17 protein-coding genes and 1 pseudogene are annotated in these 18,424 nt (G+C 26.9%); 8 read left to right on the forward strand and 10 right to left on the reverse strand.

The genetic code is table 11. The features are described from left to right. Window positions 1–42: 42 nt before the first annotated feature. Genes flgB through CMOL_RS04650 form a run of 4 tightly spaced genes read left to right on the forward strand, consistent with a single transcriptional unit; the run spans window position 43 to window position 3,096 of the window. A complete protein-coding gene (gene flgB / locus CMOL_RS04635; protein ID WP_200281873.1) occupies window positions 43–474 on the forward strand; it encodes a flagellar basal body rod protein FlgB in 432 nt (143 codons plus the stop codon). Between the two features lie 9 nt (window positions 475–483). Beyond that, window positions 484–978 (forward strand): flagellar basal body rod protein FlgC, encoded by a 495-nt coding sequence (gene flgC / locus CMOL_RS04640; protein ID WP_137623555.1) that lies wholly within the window; start codon window positions 484–486, stop codon window positions 976–978. Between the two features lie 6 nt (window positions 979–984). Next, window positions 985–1,284, forward strand: coding sequence for a flagellar hook-basal body complex protein FliE (gene fliE, locus CMOL_RS04645; protein ID WP_200281870.1), 300 nt, complete (start codon window positions 985–987; stop codon window positions 1,282–1,284). A gap of 6 nt (window positions 1,285–1,290) precedes the next feature. After that, entirely contained in the window at window positions 1,291–3,096 is a 1,806-nt protein-coding gene (locus tag CMOL_RS04650) for a peptidoglycan D,D-transpeptidase FtsI family protein (RefSeq protein WP_200281867.1), read from the forward strand. On the opposite strand, the gene CMOL_RS04655 is transcribed toward CMOL_RS04650, so the two are convergent. The 10 genes from CMOL_RS04655 to CMOL_RS04700 all read right to left on the reverse strand — a co-directional run bounded on the left by CMOL_RS04655 (window position 3,093) and on the right by CMOL_RS04700 (window position 10,877). Next, window positions 3,093–3,521: a hypothetical protein gene (locus tag CMOL_RS04655; RefSeq protein WP_200281865.1), complete on the reverse strand. Its 429-nt coding sequence runs from the start codon at window positions 3,519–3,521 to the stop codon at window positions 3,093–3,095. The genes CMOL_RS04650 and CMOL_RS04655 overlap by 4 nt on opposite strands. An 8-nt stretch (window positions 3,522–3,529) precedes the next feature. Then, on the reverse strand, window positions 3,530–3,838 hold the full coding sequence (locus tag CMOL_RS04660; RefSeq protein ID WP_200281862.1) for a rhodanese-like domain-containing protein: 309 nt from the start codon (window positions 3,836–3,838) through the stop codon (window positions 3,530–3,532). After that, entirely contained in the window at window positions 3,835–5,664 is a 1,830-nt protein-coding gene (gene htpG / locus CMOL_RS04665; protein WP_239819907.1) for a molecular chaperone HtpG, read from the reverse strand. Before htpG ends, CMOL_RS04660 begins: the two co-directional genes overlap by 4 nt. 62 nt (window positions 5,665–5,726) lie before the next feature. Then, on the reverse strand, window positions 5,727–6,095 hold the full coding sequence (gene crcB / locus CMOL_RS04670) for a fluoride efflux transporter CrcB (RefSeq protein WP_239819908.1): 369 nt from the start codon (window positions 6,093–6,095) through the stop codon (window positions 5,727–5,729). Continuing rightward, window positions 6,083–6,784, reverse strand: a complete 702-nt coding sequence (locus CMOL_RS04675; RefSeq protein ID WP_239819909.1) for a lysophospholipid acyltransferase family protein — start codon at window positions 6,782–6,784, stop codon at window positions 6,083–6,085. Before CMOL_RS04675 ends, crcB begins: the two co-directional genes overlap by 13 nt. Continuing rightward, window positions 6,762–7,958, reverse strand: a complete 1,197-nt coding sequence (locus CMOL_RS04680; RefSeq protein WP_239819910.1) for an SH3 domain-containing protein — start codon at window positions 7,956–7,958, stop codon at window positions 6,762–6,764. Before CMOL_RS04680 ends, CMOL_RS04675 begins: the two co-directional genes overlap by 23 nt. Next, window positions 7,955–8,599, reverse strand: a complete 645-nt coding sequence (purQ, locus tag CMOL_RS04685; protein WP_239819911.1) for a phosphoribosylformylglycinamidine synthase I — start codon at window positions 8,597–8,599, stop codon at window positions 7,955–7,957. The genes CMOL_RS04680 and purQ overlap by 4 nt, the downstream gene beginning before the upstream one ends. Then, window positions 8,596–8,844: a phosphoribosylformylglycinamidine synthase subunit PurS gene (gene purS / locus CMOL_RS04690; RefSeq protein WP_239819912.1), complete on the reverse strand. Its 249-nt coding sequence runs from the start codon at window positions 8,842–8,844 to the stop codon at window positions 8,596–8,598. The genes purQ and purS overlap by 4 nt, the downstream gene beginning before the upstream one ends. A 9-nt stretch (window positions 8,845–8,853) precedes the next feature. Further along, a complete protein-coding gene (gene purC, locus CMOL_RS04695; protein ID WP_200281850.1) occupies window positions 8,854–9,564 on the reverse strand; it encodes a phosphoribosylaminoimidazolesuccinocarboxamide synthase in 711 nt (236 codons plus the stop codon). Then, window positions 9,561–10,877, reverse strand: coding sequence for a S41 family peptidase (locus CMOL_RS04700; RefSeq protein ID WP_425599707.1), 1,317 nt, complete (start codon window positions 10,875–10,877; stop codon window positions 9,561–9,563). Before CMOL_RS04700 ends, purC begins: the two co-directional genes overlap by 4 nt. A 160-nt stretch (window positions 10,878–11,037) precedes the next feature. On the opposite strand from CMOL_RS04700, the gene CMOL_RS04705 reads away from it, so the two are divergent. The 4 genes and pseudogenes from CMOL_RS04705 to CMOL_RS04720 all read left to right on the forward strand — a co-directional run bounded on the left by CMOL_RS04705 (window position 11,038) and on the right by CMOL_RS04720 (window position 18,424). Then, window positions 11,038–11,325 carry a metal-sensing transcriptional repressor gene (locus CMOL_RS04705; protein ID WP_200281844.1) on the forward strand — a complete coding sequence of 96 codons (288 nt, stop codon included), beginning with the start codon at window positions 11,038–11,040 and terminating at the stop codon, window positions 11,323–11,325. 125 nt (window positions 11,326–11,450) lie between these two features. Continuing rightward, on the forward strand, window positions 11,451–14,030 hold the full coding sequence (locus CMOL_RS04710; protein ID WP_239819914.1) for an ATP-dependent Clp protease ATP-binding subunit: 2,580 nt from the start codon (window positions 11,451–11,453) through the stop codon (window positions 14,028–14,030). A gap of 117 nt (window positions 14,031–14,147) precedes the next feature. After that, window positions 14,148–15,881, forward strand: a complete 1,734-nt coding sequence (locus tag CMOL_RS04715) for a site-specific DNA-methyltransferase (RefSeq protein WP_239819915.1) — start codon at window positions 14,148–14,150, stop codon at window positions 15,879–15,881. After that, window positions 15,874–18,424, forward strand: a pseudogene (locus CMOL_RS04720) (DEAD/DEAH box helicase family protein). Before CMOL_RS04715 ends, CMOL_RS04720 begins: the two are co-directional and overlap by 8 nt.

Consider the following 18,424-nt stretch of genomic DNA (forward strand, 5'->3'; position numbering starts at 1 on the left):
ATATTTGCTTATAAAGTTTTAAAATAATAAAAAGGATAAAAAATGATCGACCCATTCAAATCAAAAGAACTTGTTACCAGTGCTTTAGCAGGTAGAAATCTTAGAAATCAATTGATTAATGCTAATCTTGCAAATGTCGATACTCCTTTTTATAAATCAAGAGATATAGAATTTGAAACTGCTTTAGTGCATCGTGCTAATGAAATTTTTAAAAAAAATGATGATAAAGAATTAAAATTAGCTGTAACAGAAAAAGGTCATCAAGAACCTTGGAAATTTCCAGATCCTAATAAATCAACCATTTATTTAAGAGATGGTCATTTAGCAAGAAATGATGGCAATACAGTAGATTTAGATGTTGAAACTACAGAAATGAGCAAAAATACAGTTATGATTACAGCTCTTGATGGGGTTTTAAGAAAACAAAGTAGTATATTTAGCTCCATACTTGATGCAAGTTCTAAATTAAGTTAAAGGTAAATTATGGCATACTTAAGTGATTTTGATATTAGCGGATATGGTTTAAGCGCTCAACGTTTTAGAATGAATGTTATTAGCTCCAATATAGCTAATGCAAATACAACTAGAACAGCAGAAGGCGGACCTTATAGAAGACGCGAAGTGATCTTTAAGGCAACAGATTTTGATAAACTTTTGAATGAACAAATCAGCAAGGATAATAATTTTTTAAAATATGAAAATCCTTTAAACGATCCAGATTCTCCAGAAGAAGCTAAACCGGCTATTCAAAGTGTAGTTGTGGATAAAGTTGTAAGAGATGATAAAGATTTTAGAATGAAATATGATCCAAGTAATCCTGATGCAAATGCTGAAGGTTATGTGGCTTATCCTAATATTAATCCTGTAATTGAAATGGCTGATTTGATTGAAGCAACAAGAGCTTATCAAGCTAACGTCAGTGCTTTTACAAGTGCAAAAACTATTGCACAAAGTGCAATTGATTTATTAAGAGGATAATAGAGAATGAATAACATTAATGATTTAAGATTAAATAATATTTCAAAAACAAATTCAAACCAAAATATACAGCAAAATAATATTGGTGACGAATTTGCTAAAATGCTCAAAAATGAAATTGATGATTTAAATAAAGCCCAAAAAACTGGTGAAGCTGCTATGACAGATATTGCCACAGGGCAAGTTAAAGATTTACATCAAGCTGCCATTGCTATTACCAAAGCTGAAAGCAGTATGAAATTTATGCTAGAGGTTAGAAATAAAGCTATCAGTGCTTACAAAGAAATTACAAGAACTCAAATTTAAATTTCTATGCAAGAAAATAAAAAAAATCGTGTTTCAAAAGTAGCTTTTGCTTATTGCATGGCGCTTTTGTTTATGATTATTTTTTTAAGCTCAACCTTTATACTTACTTCCAAACGTCATATTCCAAATACTGAAAAAGATCAATATTCTTTAGCTTTGCGTGGTAATATTATTACAAAAGATAATTTTACAATTACAACTTCAAAACAAATTTATCGTGCTGAGATTGATTTAAGAAGTATTGATAAGGATAAGTTTGATCTTTTTTTAAAACTTTTTCAAATTTATAGTGGATTTAGTGATAAAGAAATCTCAGATATTAAAAAAAGAATACAAAATCAAAAAAGACGCTCTTATAATTTCATTCTTTCTCAAAATTTAGATTCCAAACAAGCTAATTATCTTAAAGATCTTGCAAAAAAATTATATATACAAGGATTTTTCAAAGCATTTACCAATAATTCTGGCAAAGTTGAAACCAGAGGTTTAAATATTATTGAACATGAAGAAGACAGAATTTATATGTCGCATGATGCACTTACTCCTGCTATAGGTTATACAAAAGTTGTACTAGATCCAGAAAGTGGAATTTTAAAAAATATTGGTGTTAAAGGTTTGGAAAAATATTATGATCAATGCTTAAGTCCTTTACAAAATGAAAAAATTCAAGGATTAAAAGATATCGGTGGAAATATTATTTTAAATTTAAAATCATTACAACAAAAAAAAATTAATGGTTGCGATCTATATCTCAATGTTTCTTTAAAGCTTCAAAAAAGTATTGAAAAAGCCATTGATGAACGCAATGAAGATTTAAAAGCTAACGAAATTATTGTAGGTGTTATGGATAGTAAAACTGGGAAAATTTTAGCTCTAGCAAGCTCAAGACGCTATGATCCTGAAAATCGTAGCAAGGATTTATCAGTATTAAATGCTAGTGCGATTGAATACGGCTATGAAGCAGGTTCTGTAATTAAACCCTTTATTTTTATAACTGCGCTAAGACTTGGTAAAATAACCCTTGATGAAATTATTGATACTTATGGTGGATCTTATAAATTAGGACGATTTACTATTAGAGACGATCACAGAATGGATAAAATGACCGCTGAAGAAGTTATAAGATATTCTTCAAATATAGGAATGATTCAAATTGCACAAAGACTCAGCAATTTGGAAATTATCACAGGTTTAAGAACTTTTAATTTTGGAGATAAAAGCGGCATTGATCTTCCTTATGAACAAAAAGGAGAAATTCCTAACCCTAAGCATCTAAGAGAAATAGAAAAATCTGTATTAAGTTATGGATATGGACTTAAAACTACTTTTATGCAATTATTAGCCGCCTATAATGTTTTTAATAATAATGGAATTTATGTTACTCCACGTTTAGCTGAAAAATATTATCAAGATGGGCATTTTGTTAGCCTAGATAATGATATAAAAAAAGAAGCCATTTTAAATCCACAATCGGCTCAACTCATGCAAAGAATATTAATTGATGTTATTGAAAAAGGAACTGGAAGAAAGGCTTTTACAAAAGGAGTTACCTTAGGAGGTAAAACAGGAACAGCTAGAATTGCTGAAAGACAAGGATATACCTCAAACCGCTATAATGCTTCTTTTTTTGGATTTGCTAATGATGCCACACACGCTTATACTGTGGGAGTTTTGGTAAGAAATCCTACCAAACCTTATAGCTATTATGCTGCCCAAAGTGCTTTGCCAATGTTTAAAGATGTAGTTAATATTTTAATCAATGAAGATTTTTTAAAACCCGTGTCTGATAATAATCAAACAAGTAAAAACTAATCATTTTGCTCAGATTTTAGTCTCTGAAATTCCTGCATTAAAGATTCTCTTAAATTTTCTGCTTCTTCTTCTCCATTTTCCAAAAAATGAATCAAAATATTTTCTAATTTCTTTAAAAATTCAAAAAGCTCATTTTCCCAAATATTATTATTCTTATTACTCAAATTCATTGTTTGAATAAAAGTAAGTTCTCTACTTAGATCGCTAAGTTTTTCTAAAAATTGTTCCCTATTATTTTGATTTTTTAAATTGTGTTCTTTAAAGGCTCTAATTTTATCATTAATCACTTCGCAAAATTCTGGATAAATATCCATTTTTATCGGTTCTAATAATATCTTATTATCAACATTTAAAACTATTTTTTTTACAGCAAAATAAAGAAACAAAAATGATAAAGCAGCTATTAATAAATATATTTCTAACATTAATTTCCTTAAAGCGCTAACATTCCACCATCTAAATTCACACTATCTAAGCCAAGTTTATCTTTTACATACTGCGCAGCTAACATACTTCTATGACCACTACGACAAATAAAAGCTATTTTTTTATCGGATTTTTTTTTAGCTTGAAATTCTTGCAAGAAATTTTCATTTAAAAATCCCTTATGGTCATAAAATGAAATACATTCAGCATTAGGCAATACACCTTCTTCCCATTCCAAAGGAGTGCGAACATCAAAAATTTGATATTCGCTTAAGTCTTGTTTTGTCCAAACATTAGCTGAAATATTTTCTATCATGAAAAAGCCTTTGTAATGATTTTGGCCAAACTTGTATTAAATTCAGAAGCATTTTCAATTCCCATACCTTCACTAAGTTTAGCCATATTTAATACCAAAATTGCAATATCACTATAGAATATTTCATTATTTTTAAGTCCAGAAAAAATTGCATGTTTTGGATTGATTTCTAAGATAGGTTTTATATTTTGCTCCTGTCCCATTTGCTTTAAAAGCTGCTGCATAGCAAAATCAGGTTTATTTTTATCAAAAACGATACAACTTGGACTATCTTTTAAACGACTAGTTAGTCTTACATCTTCAACCTCATCTTTTAAAAGTTCTTTAAATTTAGCTACAAGTGGAGCATATTCTTTTTTTTCTTCATCGCTTAATTCATTTTTATCTTCAACTTGATTAATAGCTACGAATTTCAATCCCTCATATTCTCCAAACATAGGGGTAACCAAAGAATCAATCTCATCATCCATTAGAAGTACTTCTATATTTTTTTGCTTATATTCTTCCAATAAAGGTGAATTTCTAAGTAAGCTTTCATTATTTCCTGTGATATAAAAAATTTCTTTTTGATCTTTTTGTAAATCATTTTTATATTCTTCCAAAGAACGTAAATTTTCGCCTTTGGTGCTTTTATAAAACATGAGTTTTAATAAATTTTCCTTTTCTGTTCCAAAACCATAAAGTCCTTCTTTTAAAACTTTTCCAAAAGTTTTAAAAAAATCTAAATATTTGTCTTTGTCCTTATTTTTTAATTTTTCAAGCTCACTAAGTATTTTTTTAACACTTGCTTCTTTTACTGCTTTTAAGATTTGATTTTCTTGTAAAATTTCACGACTTACATTTAATGGTAAATCTTCAACATCAATAATCCCTCTAACAAAACGTAAATAAGTTGGCAAAAGCTCTTTGTCATCATCGCTGATAAAAACACGTTTTACATAAAGTTTAAGTCCGCTTTGATAATCCACTCTAAAAAGATCAAAAGGAGCATTTTTTGGAATAAAAAATAAAGAATTATATTCTAATTTTCCTTCACTTTTAGTATGAAGATACAATATAGGCTTATTAGAATCATGAAAATTTTGTTCATAAAATTTTTCATAATCTTCGGTTTTAAGGCTTGTTTTTTGCATTCTCCAAAGAGCATTAGCTTTATTAATTTGAGAAATTTTTACTTCAGTTTTTCCTTCTGCTTCGCCTTCTTTAGCAGGAATATATTCTTCTTTTTCCATAAAGATTGGAAATTGTATATGATTTGAATATTTTTCTATAATACTTTCAATTTTATAAGAATTAGCAAATTCATCATCTTTTAAATAAAGTGTGATTTTAGTTCCTTGCTCTTCTTTTTGAGCATCTTCAATTTCATAACCATTTGCATCAGAAGTCCAAAGATAAGCTTTATCATCTAAAGCTTTTTTGCTTAAAACTTCGATTTTATTTGCGACCATAAAAGCAGAATAAAATCCAACACCAAATTGTCCTATAAGCTGAGAATCTTTTTTAGCATCACCACTTAAATTCTCTAAAAAACTTTTTGTACCACTTTTTGCAATGGTGCCTAGATTATTAATCAAATCTTCTTTATTCATACCTATACCATTATCACTGATGGTTAAAGTTTTTTTATCCTTATCTATTGTAATTTCTATTTTAGGATCAAATTTTAAGCTTTTATAAGAATCATCGCTGACACTTAAAAAATTCAATTTATCTAAAGCATCGCTAGCATTAGAGATAAGTTCTCTTAAAAAAATTTCCTTATTTGAATATAAAGAATGAATCATCAATTGTAAAAGTTGATTAACTTCAGTTTGAAATTGCATTTTTTCTCCTTTGTATTTTTCAAATACGTTATTTTAGCAAAAAATACATAATTCTAAAAAATTTATTTAAAAATTACAAAACCAAGCCAAACAGCTAATAAACATAAAATCACATTAAAAATAATATTAAGAAAGAGATGAAAATAACTTCCACTTTGCAAAAATGTTAAATTTTCGTAAGAAAAAGTAGAAAAAGTTGTAAAAGCTCCTAGAAATCCCGTATTGATAAAATTTTTAAGCAATGGTGATAAACCTTTATTTTGAGCATAAGAAAAACAAATTCCTATAGCAAACGAACCTAAAATATTTACAAAAAGAGTGCCAAAACCAATAGAATATGGAAAAAATTTATTAATAAAATTAATACTTAACATTCTAAATATAGAACCTAAAAAGCCACCTAATCCTACAATTAAAATTATATTGAACATTGTTTCATTCTTTCTTGTTCTAGCACTTCTTGCATTTTTTTTCTAGTATTCTCAAGCCATCTTTCATCACTCGTATCTACCAAATCCATACAAATAATCTTTAAAATTCCACCATTTACATTAAAACTTTTCGTATCTAAAATTTTAGCAGAATCCACAATTAAAATAGGTTGAACTTTTAAATTTAATTTTTCAGTTAAAACTTTAGCTCCACTTTGAAACTTAAGCATTTTTTCTGTTTTTGAACGTGTTCCTTCAGGAAAAATTGCTAAAACTCTATTTTCATTTAATCTTTCTTTAGCCTCTTTTAATACACGTACCAAATCTCTTGGATTTTTTCTATCAATACAAAGTAATTTTGGTTTTTTTATAGTAATTTTAAAAAGTGGAATTTCGCCTAATTCTTTTTTTGCAACCCAACATAAATTTTTAGGATACAATCCTTCTAAAGCAATAATATCTAAAGCGCTTTGATGATTCATTAAAATCATATTTGCATTAGGATTAAACTTACCAACAAGATCTGTTTTATAAAAAATAGTAAATTTTTGAAATTTAGCCCAAATTCTACGAATTTTCCATAAGATATTTTGAGATTTTACAAAACAAAAACAACACACCACAATTAAAATACTAAAAATAAAAAAAAACCAAAAATATAAAGCTTTAATTTTTTTGCAAATCTTCACGAAGTACCCATCCTATTTTTCCATTTTCAAGAACTACTTTAATATAGTTTAATCTTTTTCCCAAAATTTTAACTTTTTCTTTAGAATGAGCTGTATAGAAAAAAGTTGAAGGCTCTGTTGGCAAAATTCTTACCCTTGAACCTGATTTTAAAATACCATTTTTTATACTTGTATCTATAAAAAAACTCAGTATAAAACATGCTATTGCTAAAGTCAAAATAATGTAATTTTTTCTCCATACAAATACAAGTGCAAAAACAAATGTAAAAAACCAAAGCACATATTGCTTATAAATATTAAAATCTTTATTAGTGGGATTTAAATCACTTTGAGTGCTGATTTCATCATCGCTGATAACAAGTCTAAAACTCATATTTTCAAGACTCTTAGTATTTTTATTAAAATAAGAAAAATCAAAATGAGTTTTAGATGATGGAAACAAAGCATAATAAAAACCAGTAGAAGCATTAAAATCACCTTTTAAGTTTTCTACTCCTTGTTTTTTAACACCATTGATATAAAAGCTCTTAAGATTTGTATTTGTAGCATTTAATTCAAGCATAACAATAATATTACTATTATCAAAATTTTTAGTTTTTATCTTTTTAACTTCTAAAGAACTTGCTACCAAGTGTGAAAAATGATTATCACTTGGCGTAATTTCATATCTAATTGGATTTAAATTTAAAGTAGATTGCTGAAAAACTTCTCCATTTCTGAGTAATTGAATCGAAATTTGTTCTAAAGAAGCATTAGAGGTTTTAGCCTCAAACCATAAAGTTGTTATATATTCACCCTGTATATTTTCCCATTTCGCACTAGGATTTAAAAAAAGCAAATCATCATTTTTTTTAAAATTAATTTTAAAATCAAAATTGGTATTTTCAGTTGTTTTTGCATGAATAGTAATTGGAAAAACCTCTCCAACATAAACCTTATGTGGATACTCATCATTAGTAAGTACCAAAGAACTTTGAGGGATAAAAGGATCTTCAATATTGCTCGTATCTATATCATTATTTTCATCGCTTGGAGCAATATTTTGGTAAATTTTTTGATCTTCTTTAGGTAACTTTTCTAGCTCTTTTTGTACTTTTTGGACATCAAAAACAGAAATTTCTTTTTGAGCAAAAAGGCTACAAGAAATTAAAAATATAAAAAATAATATTTTCACATAAAACCTTCAAGCATTTTTAAGCCCACTTCATTACCCAAAACACTATCACAAGCTCTTTCAGGATGTGGCATAAGACCAAAAATCTTTTTATTTTCATCGCAAATTCCAGCAATATCACAAAGAGAACCATTAGGATTTTGTTGATATTTTAACGTGATTAAATCTTTATCTTCTAATTCTTTTAAAATATTCTCTTTTGCATAGTAATTTCCTTCCCCATGTGCAATAGGTAAATTTACAATATCACCTTTTTGAAAATTTCTTAAAAAGACATTTTGATTTGAAACTACTTTTAAATCTTGATTTTTTGAAATAAAGCTTAATTTTTCATTATGTTTCATTGCACCTTTTAAAAGACCACTTTCTAAAAGAATTTGAAATCCATTGCAAATTCCTAAAATATAGCCCCCTTTTTTAGCATGCTCAAAAACACCTTGCATTGCAGGAGCAAGCTTAGCAATTGCGGCACATCTTAGATAATCTCCATAAGAAAATCCTCCAGGCAAAACAACTAAATCAGCTTTAAATTCTTTTTGCTCATGCCAAATAATTTCAGTTTTAGCGCCAAGTTTATTAAATGCATATTCTGTATCAAATTCGCAATTTGTTCCAGGAAATCGAATAATTGCTACTTTCATAATTTCTCGCTTGTGCTCAGTTCATAATCTTCAATCACATTATTAACCAATAGCTCTTCGCACATTTTAGCAATACGCTCTTTAGCCCTTATTTCATCTTTTTCATCTAAATCAAGTATGAGTTGTTTAGCCATTCTTACTTCTTTAACTTCATTAAAATTTAAAGAATGTAAAGCTTTTTCAATAGCTTTACCTTGAGGATCTAAAACTCCATTTTTTAAAAAAATATTTATTACTATTTTCATCAATATGCCTTAATTTAAAATTCTTTTTAAAACTTCTTCATAAGCTACTTTTACATTGCCCAAATCTTGACGAAATCTATCTTTATCTAGTTTTTCATTACTAAATTTATCCCAAAATCTACAACTATCTGGACTTATTTCATCAGCTAAAACAAGTTCATTATCTTTAGTTAAGCCTAATTCTATTTTAAAATCAATAAGTCTTAAATTTTTAGAATCAAAAAATGGAGTTAAAATAGAATTGATCTTTTTGGCAATATTCTTAATCTCTTGAATTTGGGTTTCATCTTGAACCAAATTTAAAATTAAACAATGATCATCATTGATAAAAGGATCTCCTAAAGCATCATCTTTTAAGCAAAATTCAACCAAAGCAAAAGGTAAAACTTTGCCATCTTCTAAACCTAATCTTTTTACAATAGAGCCTGTGGCAACATTACGTACTATTACTTCTATAGGAATAATTTTACATTTTTTTACTAGTTGTTCAGTATCACTAATACGATCAACTAAATGGGTTTTAATACCATTTTTTTCAAGCAAATGAAAAATTTCTGTACTAATTTTACAATTTAAAGCCCCTTTGCCGCTTTCATTTCCCTTTTTTTCAGCATTAAAAGCTGTTAAATCATCCTTAAATTCACTGATCAATAAATTTTCATCATCTGTTTTAAAAAGTTTTTTTCCTTTTCCTTCATACATTAAATCTTTTTTTGTCATAATGCACCCTCCTTAATATTTAAAATTTTCACCGCATCAATGGCAGATTTTAATTGCGCATCTTCATAAATTTGTTTTAATGTAATGATATTTTTATCATTTTTCTCTTCTTTTTTCTCTTCTTTTTTATCATTAGTTTTTTGAAGTTCATTCTCTAAATGCTGTTTTAATTCGCTTTCTTTTAAATTAAACCCTTCCTCTTGAGCACTCACCTTTCCAGGAAAAACTTCAATATCTGGTTTTACCCCTATGGCTTGAATGGTACGACCACTTGGTAAATAATATCTTGCTATAGTCAATCTTAATGCTTCAGTTTTATTAATAGGAATTATTTGCTGAACGCTACCTTTTCCAAAAGTATTTTCACCAACAATTACGGCTCTTTTTAAATCTTGCAAAGCCCCACTAACAATCTCACTTGCACTTGCGCTACCACCATTAACAAGCACTACCAAAGGAGCATTGGAAATTTTATTTTTTGCCTCTGCTTTATATTCTTGATTTTCGCTGGCTATACGTCCTTTTTGAGAAACAATCACACCCTTATCGACAAATAAATTAACAAGCCCTATAGCTTGACTTAAAAGTCCGCCTGGATTATTTCTAAGATCTAAAATAACTCCTTTAGCATTAGGATATTTTTTAAGTTCCTTACTTGCCAAATCAACTACATTTTTATCAAAATTAGTTACTCTTAAATACAAAATATTTTCTTTTTGTATCAATTTTGCATAAACACTTTCAACTTTTATAATATCTCTCATAAGAGTCACATCAAAAGGTTTAGTAGAACCTTTTCTAAAAATAGTTAAAGTAATTTCAGTTTTTGGCTTGCCACGCATTTTTTCTACGGCATCATTTAAATTCATACCCAAGGTTGCTTCATTATTTATTTTTAAGATTATATCTCCTGATTTTATTCCCGCCTTGTCTGCAGGAGTTCCTTCCATAGGAGAAACAACAGTTAAAGCACCATCTTTCATGCCTACTGTAATTCCAAGTCCACCAAATTCACCATTAGTTTGGATTTTCATATCATTAAAATCTTTCTCATTCATGAAAGAAGAATGTGCATCAAGATTGCTCAATAATCCAGATAAAGACTTGTCTACTAAATCGCTTATATTTTCATCATCAACATAATATTGTTCAACTATAGCTAAAGTTTTTGTAAGCTTATCTAAAGCTTGTAAACGTTGTTCTATTTTTTTATTATCATCATTTTTAGCGTGTAAATTTCCAACAAAAAAAATACAAAAAGCCAAAGAGCTTATAAAACCTACCAAAGCGGCTAAAGATCGTTTTATTTTCAAGTGTAACTCCATTAAGATTTTTTTCTAAATTTTAATAAAAAATGCTTAAGAAATTGTAAATTAAGCATAATAAAATTTATATTGCATTTTCTTTTATTTTTTATGTTAGAATGATTCTAAATTTTTACTTTAAAAAATCAAAGGATTTTTAGGAAAATAAATGCAAAATACAAAAAAACATCAACATTCTCAAAAACATATTAAAGCAATCAGCAATAGACTTAGTCGCACAATTGGACATTTAGAAGCAGTTAAAAACATGGTAAAAAGAGATGAGGATTGTAGTAAAATTTTAATACAACTTGCCGCTATTAAAGCAGCTGTTAACAATACCGCAAAAGCTGTTTTAAAAGAACATCTAGCTCATTGTATCCATCATACATGTTCTAAAGAAAATAAACAAAGCATAGAAGATCTTAATAAAGCTATTGATATGTTTGTAAAATAAACTTTTGATCATATATTTACAAAAATAAACTTAGATATATTTATAAAATAATATAAAATAACTTGACATTATATGACTAAAGTTATATAATATAATCCATATAAATTAATAAAAAAGGAATGAATATGGCAAATATACAAGATTACTTAACAGACTCTATGCTTTCAAATGTTGAAAGTGCAGCATCTTTGGCAATATATTCTAAAAATAATGAAATTGTTCCTTTGCATCTTTTTTGGGCTTTGTGTGTTGATAGCTCAAGTTTACTTAATCAAATACTTAATAAGTTAAATATTTCCAAAGAAGCCTTAGAACTTGAAATTAAAAGTAAAATATCCAAATTACCAACAAGTTCAAATGTAAGCAAAGAAACCATCAGATTTTCAAACGAATTTATTAATTCTTTAGAAATGGCCAAAGGCTTAATGAGTGCGAATGGGGATAGCTATTTATCTGTAGATACTTGGCTGATTAGTGAAAGCGAAAAAGATCCAATTAAAGAAATTTTATCCAAATTTCTCGATCGTAAAGAATTTCAAAAAGAATTACAAAAATTAAGAGCAGGAAGAAAGGTTGATAGCAAAACAAGTGATGAAACTTTAGATAGTTTAAATAAATTTGGTATTGATCTTACTCAAAAAGCAATCCAAGGAGAATTAGATCCAGTTATCGGAAGAGAAGAAGAAATAGAAAGACTAATGCAAATTCTAATTCGTAAAACTAAAAATAATCCTATTTTACTAGGAGAACCTGGAGTTGGAAAAACTGCAATTGTTGAAGCTTTAGCACAAAGAATAATTAAAAAAGATGTGCCAACTTCTTTGCAAAATAAAAAAGTTATTGCACTTGATATGAGTGCTTTAATAGCAGGAGCAAAATACCGTGGTGAATTTGAAGATCGTTTAAAAGCAGTAGTCAATGAAGTGATTAAAAATAAAAATATCATTTTATTTATAGATGAAATTCACACTATAGTAGGAGCTGGAGCAAGTGAAGGAAGTATGGATGCTGCTAATATCTTAAAACCTGCTTTAGCTAGAGGTGAACTTCATACCATAGGTGCGACCACTTTAAAAGAATATCGTAAATATTTTGAAAAAGACGCTGCCCTACAACGTCGTTTTCAACCTGTCAATGTTCCTGAACCTAGCATCAATGAAGCTCTAGCCATGTTAAGAGGCATTAAAGAAAAATTAGAAATTCATCATAATGTAACGATAAATGATAGTGCCTTAGTAGCAGCTGCTAAGCTTTCAAAACGTTATATAGCGGATCGTTTTTTACCTGATAAAGCTATTGATTTAATCGATGAGGCTGCTGCTGAACTTAAAATGCAAATTGAAAGTGAACCTAGTTCTTTAAGAAAAGTAAGAAAAGATATTGAAACCTTAGAAGTTGAAAATGAAGCTTTAAAAATGGAAGATGACAAAAAAAATGAAAAAAGAATAGAAGAAATTATTAAAGAATTAGCAAATTTAAAAGAAAAACAAAATGCTTTAAATTCACAATTTGAAAATGAAAAAGGCGTTTTTAATGAAATCAGTGCCAAGAAAAAAGAAATTGATCTTTTAAAAAATGAAGCTAATTTAGCTAAAAATAAAGGAGAATTTCAAAAAGCTGCTGAATTGGAATATGGAAAAATTCCAAGCCTTGAAAAAGAGGTGCAAAATTTAGAAGAAAAATGGAAAAAGATGAGCGAAAATGGTGTTTTGCTTAAAAATCAAGTAGATGAAGATTTAGTCGCTGGAATTTTAAGCAAATGGACGGGTATTAGTGTGCAAAAAATGCTTACTTCTGAAAAACAAAAATTCTTAGAAGTGGAAAAGCACTTAAAAGAAAGTGTTATAGGGCAAGATAAAGCTTTAAATGCTCTAGCAAGAGCCATTAAACGCAATAAAGCAGGACTTAATGCAGATAATAAACCTATAGGAAGTTTTTTATTTTTAGGTCCAACTGGAGTAGGAAAAACTCAATCAGCTAAAGCCTTGGCAAAATTTTTATTTGATGATGAAAAAGCTATGATACGCTTTGACATGAGCGAATTCATGGAAAAACATAGCGTTTCAAGACTTTTAGGAGCACCTCCAGGGTACATAGGACATGAAGAAGGTGGGGAGCTAACCGAAGCGGTACGCAGAAAACCTTATAGCGTTCTTTTATTTGACGAAGTTGAAAAAGCTCATAAAGATGTTTTCAATATACTTTTAGGAATTTTAGACGATGGAAGAGCAACAGATAGTAAGGGAGTGACAGTAGATTTTAAAAATACTATTATTATTTTAACTTCTAATATTGCTTCAAATGCAATAATGTCACTAAATGGTGAAGAAAAAGAAAATGCAATTAAAAGCGAATTAAAAAATTTCTTTAAACCTGAATTTTTAAATCGTTTAGATGATATCATCACCTTTAATCCTTTAGGACAAGATGAGGCTTATGAAATAGTTAAACTTTTATTTAAAGATTTGCAAAATAGTTTGTCAAGTAAAGGAATAAAAGCAAATTTAAGCGAAAATGGAGCGCTTTTGATCGCAAAAAATGGCTTTGATCCTGATTTTGGAGCTAGACCATTAAAAAGAGCTATTTATGATATGATAGAGGATAAATTAAGCGATATGATCTTAGCTGATGAACTTAACGAAAATGATAATATTTTAATCGATGCTGAAAATGATGAAATCGTAATCAAAAAAATACAAAATTGAAAGTAGAAATTTCTACTTTCAAAATTTATTTATAATATTCATTATCTCAATATTTTTATATAATTTCTAAGCACCATTGATATATAATTAATTATAAAAAATTACTTAGGAATAAAAATGCCAAAAAATAAATTATTGCAAGATTTAGAAGAGTATTTTGAAACTTTAGGACAAGTTAGAAATTTAGCACAAAATTATGATGAAAAATTATTTAATTATCTTTTAGAAGAGAGTAAATATAAAGAAGAATTTAAAAATAGATTTTTTATTTTTAATAAAAAAGCCTTGATTTTTAAAATAAATGAATTTTTAATATTTTTAGATCTTAAAAATTTAAGTGGTAGTTTTACAAGTTATGCTAACAAAATAGGACTTGCAAATAAAACAAAATCTTTTTTAAAAACAAATAATGAAGTAGTATTAAATTTTGCTTTTAAAGATGGTGTTATAAAAGGCGGACAAAGCAAAGATGATGAAATTCAAAATGAAATATTTTTTAATGAAATATTAGCTCGCGATGAAATAGATGCTTTATTTTCTCCAAAAGCCTTGCAAAATTTTAAACTAATAGGCGAAAATAAAAATCTACAAGAATATTTAAAAGATAATCCAAATTTACTTATAAAAGGCAATAATTTATTAGCATTACATTCTTTAAAAAAGCTTTATGCAAATAAAGTAAAATTAATCTACATTGATCCACCTTATAATACAGGTAGTGATAGTTTTAATTATAATGATAAATTTAATCATTCTACTTGGCTTACTTTTATGAAAAATCGTTTAGAAATTGCTAGAGAATTTTTAAGTGATGATGGTGTGATCTTTGTGCAATGTGATGATAATGAACAAGCTTATTTAAAAGTGCTTATGGATGAAATTTTTGGAAGAGAGAATTTTGTTAGACAAATTATTTGGAGAATAGGCTGGGTTAGTGGATTTAAATCAACAGCAACTATAGTGCGAAATCACGATACTATTCTTATATATTCTAAAAAACGAGATGTGTTAAAATTAAAAAAAATATATTTATCGCGAGATAACTATCAAGAGCGATTTAATGATGAATCGATAAAAGCAATAAAGAATAAATTAGAACAATATCAACTTAATAAACAAGTTATTAATGATTTTATTGATTACTTATTGAAAGTAGGATTACCGGAACAATATCCACTTGAAAGTACTTGGAATTGTAGTATATATGATAAATTAAATAGTATCGCAATAGTTTCATTTAGTGGAGAAAAAATTTCAAAATTATTAAATACAAATGAATTTTATGGACAAAAATCTGAAGCCTTGCTTCAAAGAATAATTGAAATTTCTACAAATGAAAACGATATAGTAATGGACTTTTTTGCAGGAAGTGGTACCACTTTAGCCGTTGCTCATAAAATGAAACGCAAATGGATAGGCATAGAGCAAATGGATTATATAAAAGACATTACAAAAGAAAGACTTAAAAAAGTCGTAGAAGGCGAGCAAGGTGGTATCAGCAAAACAGTAAATTGGCAAGGTGGTGGAAATTTTGTTTATGCTGAGCTTATGCCACTTAATACAATTTATAAAGAAAAAATACAAAATTTAAATGATGAAAAAGAATTAGATAACATTTATCAAGAGTTAAAAACTAAAGCTTTTTTAGATTATAGAGTAGATATACAAGACATTTTAAAAGATAAAGATTTTAAAGAATTAAGCTTAGAAGATAAAAAGCAAATTTTAAATTTAGCATTAGATTCTAATATGGATTATGTTTTATATGGTGATATAAAAGATAAAGATTATGATATATCTAAAGAAACAATAAAACTTAATGAAATATTTTATGGTGATGAAAATGTTTAGCAAAAAACTACACGAGCTTTTACAGGAAGAATTTGGAAAAAGAGGTATAGAACAAATAGAAATTCCTTTTTATGTAAAAGATAATTTATCAAAAGAATTAAGAATTTATCAAGAAAAAGCTCTAAAGTATTATTATGCAAATTTTGATAGTATAAAACAAAGACATTTAATGTTTAATATGGCAACAGGAAGTGGAAAAACTCTTATAATGGCGGCTTTAATGCTAGATTGCTATAAAAAAGGTTATAAAGATTTTATATTTTTTGTAAATTCTACTTCTATTTTAGAAAAAACTAAAGCAAATTTTGCCAAAAAATATTCAAATAAATATCTTTTTAAAGAAAATATAAATATAGATTCTAAAAATATAGAAATTAATATCATTAATAATCTTTTTGAAAGCAAAGATAATTGTATAAATATATATTTTACTACCATACAAGCTTTATTTTCTCTTTTTAAAAATGAAAGGGAAAATTCTTTAAGTTTTGAAGATTTAAAAAATAAAAAGCTTGTGTTTTTAGCCGATGAAGCTCATCATCTAAATAGTGATACTAAAAATAAAAATGAAAATGAACTTAAAGAAGGTTGGGAAGCTATTATAAAAAGAGCTTATGAAAGCAATAACGAAAATTTATTGTTTGAATTTAGTGCTACTATTCCGCAAGAATTTAATGTATTAGAAAAATATCAAGATAAAATTATTTATGAATATACCTTAAAAGAATTTTGCAAAGATAAATACTCTAAACGCATATTTTTAGTTAAATATGACAATGATGAGTTAGAATATAGATTTTTAGGAGCTGTGCTTTGTAGTCTTTATAGAGAGTTGTTAGCTCAAAAATATAATATAGTTTTAAAACCTGTTATTTTATTTAAAAGCGAATCTATAAAAGAATCTATGCAAAATCAAGAAAAATTTATAGAATTTATAGATAATTTAGAAAACTTACAAATAGAAAATTTTTATAAAAATATAAACAAGGAAAGTGAACTTTTAAATATAAAGTTTAGAATTTTTTAAAAAAGAATATAAAGATTCTTATGTAAATATTATTGTAAATTTTTTAAAAAATAATTTTAAAACACTTTATATACTAAATACAAATGATGATAAAGAGCTCGAAAAAGATCAAATTTTACTTAATAATTTAGAAGATAAAAATAATCAAATAAGAGTTATTTTTTGCGTAGATAAGCTGAATGAAGGATGGGATGTTTTAAACCTTTTTGATATAGTTAGACTTGGAAATAAAAAAACAAGCAAGGCTATAACCACTAAAGAAGCACAACTTATAGGAAGAGGTGCTAGGTATTATCCTTTTAAAAGTGATTTGCTTTGTTTTGATGATGAGTTTAAATTTAGAAGAAAATTTGACAATGACTTAGATAATGAATTAAATGCATTAGAAAGATTAAGTTATCACACTAGAAATGATGTAGAATTTATTAAAAATCTTAACGAAAGTATGAATAAAGAAGGATTGTTGTTTGAAGAAGAAAAAAAGCGTGTGGATTTGATAGTAAATGAAAAAATAAAAGAAATTGTTGAAAATAACGAAATTTATTATGCTAATAATAAAAGAATCAAAAAGCGTGATCTAAAAAATTTTAGCATTACAAGAATGGAGATGGAACAAAAAATAAAAGGTTTGCAAATTCCTTATTTTTCAAATTCTATAAAAGAAAGTGAAGAAAAATTTGAAGAAATCAAGGAAGAATACGATTTTCAAAAACTTTCAAAATTAGACAGTATAGATAATAAATATTTTTTAAAAGCGATGAATATATTAGGACTTGATTTTAAAAATATAAATGAAAATTTTAATTTTGAAAGTAAAAAAGATTTTATAGAAAATTGTTTAAAAGATATATATGTGTGTTTTTCAAAAAAACAAAAATTTAATCAAGAAAATAATCTTGAAATAGCTAAATATGTTTTAGAAAATTTCAAATCATTAAAACAAAGCATAAAACAAGAATACGAAGTAAGTGAGTTTCAAACACATAAATTTAATATAGGTAGTAAAGCAGTATTTAAAAATAATGATAAATTTGAAGAAATGAATTTCGAATGGCTTTATCATAAAACTTTTTGTTTTGATAGTAATTTAGAAAAAGAATTTCTAAATTTTATAGAAAAGAAAAAAGATGAGATAAATAAAGTGTTTTCTAAATGGTTTATTATAAGAAATGAAGGCTTTGAAGAATTTAAAATTTATGATAATAGAAAAGATAAAGCTACTTACGCAATGGGGTTTGAACCTGACTTTATTTTCTTTGGCAAGAAAAGTAAAGATGATGATAATTTTTTAAGTATACAATGTTTTATAGAGGCAAAAGGAGGGCATTTAGCTGGTGCAAAAGATATTTGGAAAGAAGAATTTTTAGAAACTTTAAAAGGAAAAATAATATCCACTAAAGATTATAAAAAATTAACCCTTCAGTCTTTACCATTTTTTATAAACAAAGAATTTAAAATGAATGATAAATTTATTAATAGTTTTGATGAATTTTTACACAAAGATAAAAATTCATAA

Source organism: Campylobacter sp. RM10537, assembly GCF_022369435.1.
Classification (GTDB): domain Bacteria; phylum Campylobacterota; class Campylobacteria; order Campylobacterales; family Campylobacteraceae; genus Campylobacter_D; species Campylobacter_D molothri.

Excerpts from the sequence above, each read along its gene's own strand:
- purC (WP_200281850.1), bottom strand. The coding sequence starts at position 9,564 with ATGACAAAAAAAGATTTAATGTATGAAGGAAAAGGAAAAAAACTTTTT.
- CMOL_RS04715 (WP_239819915.1), top strand. The coding sequence starts at position 14,148 with ATGCCAAAAAATAAATTATTGCAAGATTTAGAAGAGTATTTTGAAACT.
- CMOL_RS04655 (WP_200281865.1), bottom strand. The coding sequence starts at position 3,521 with ATGTTAGAAATATATTTATTAATAGCTGCTTTATCATTTTTGTTTCTT.
- CMOL_RS04650 (WP_200281867.1), top strand. The coding sequence starts at position 1,291 with ATGCAAGAAAATAAAAAAAATCGTGTTTCAAAAGTAGCTTTTGCTTAT.
- htpG (WP_239819907.1), bottom strand. The coding sequence starts at position 5,664 with ATGCAATTTCAAACTGAAGTTAATCAACTTTTACAATTGATGATTCAT.
- flgC (WP_137623555.1), top strand. The coding sequence starts at position 484 with ATGGCATACTTAAGTGATTTTGATATTAGCGGATATGGTTTAAGCGCT.
- crcB (WP_239819908.1), bottom strand. The coding sequence starts at position 6,095 with ATGTTCAATATAATTTTAATTGTAGGATTAGGTGGCTTTTTAGGTTCT.
- CMOL_RS04660 (WP_200281862.1), bottom strand. The coding sequence starts at position 3,838 with ATGATAGAAAATATTTCAGCTAATGTTTGGACAAAACAAGACTTAAGC.
- flgB (WP_200281873.1), top strand. The coding sequence starts at position 43 with ATGATCGACCCATTCAAATCAAAAGAACTTGTTACCAGTGCTTTAGCA.
- purS (WP_239819912.1), bottom strand. The coding sequence starts at position 8,844 with ATGAAAATAGTAATAAATATTTTTTTAAAAAATGGAGTTTTAGATCCT.
- fliE (WP_200281870.1), top strand. The coding sequence starts at position 985 with ATGAATAACATTAATGATTTAAGATTAAATAATATTTCAAAAACAAAT.
- CMOL_RS04705 (WP_200281844.1), top strand. The coding sequence starts at position 11,038 with ATGCAAAATACAAAAAAACATCAACATTCTCAAAAACATATTAAAGCA.
- purQ (WP_239819911.1), bottom strand. The coding sequence starts at position 8,599 with ATGAAAGTAGCAATTATTCGATTTCCTGGAACAAATTGCGAATTTGAT.
- CMOL_RS04710 (WP_239819914.1), top strand. The coding sequence starts at position 11,451 with ATGGCAAATATACAAGATTACTTAACAGACTCTATGCTTTCAAATGTT.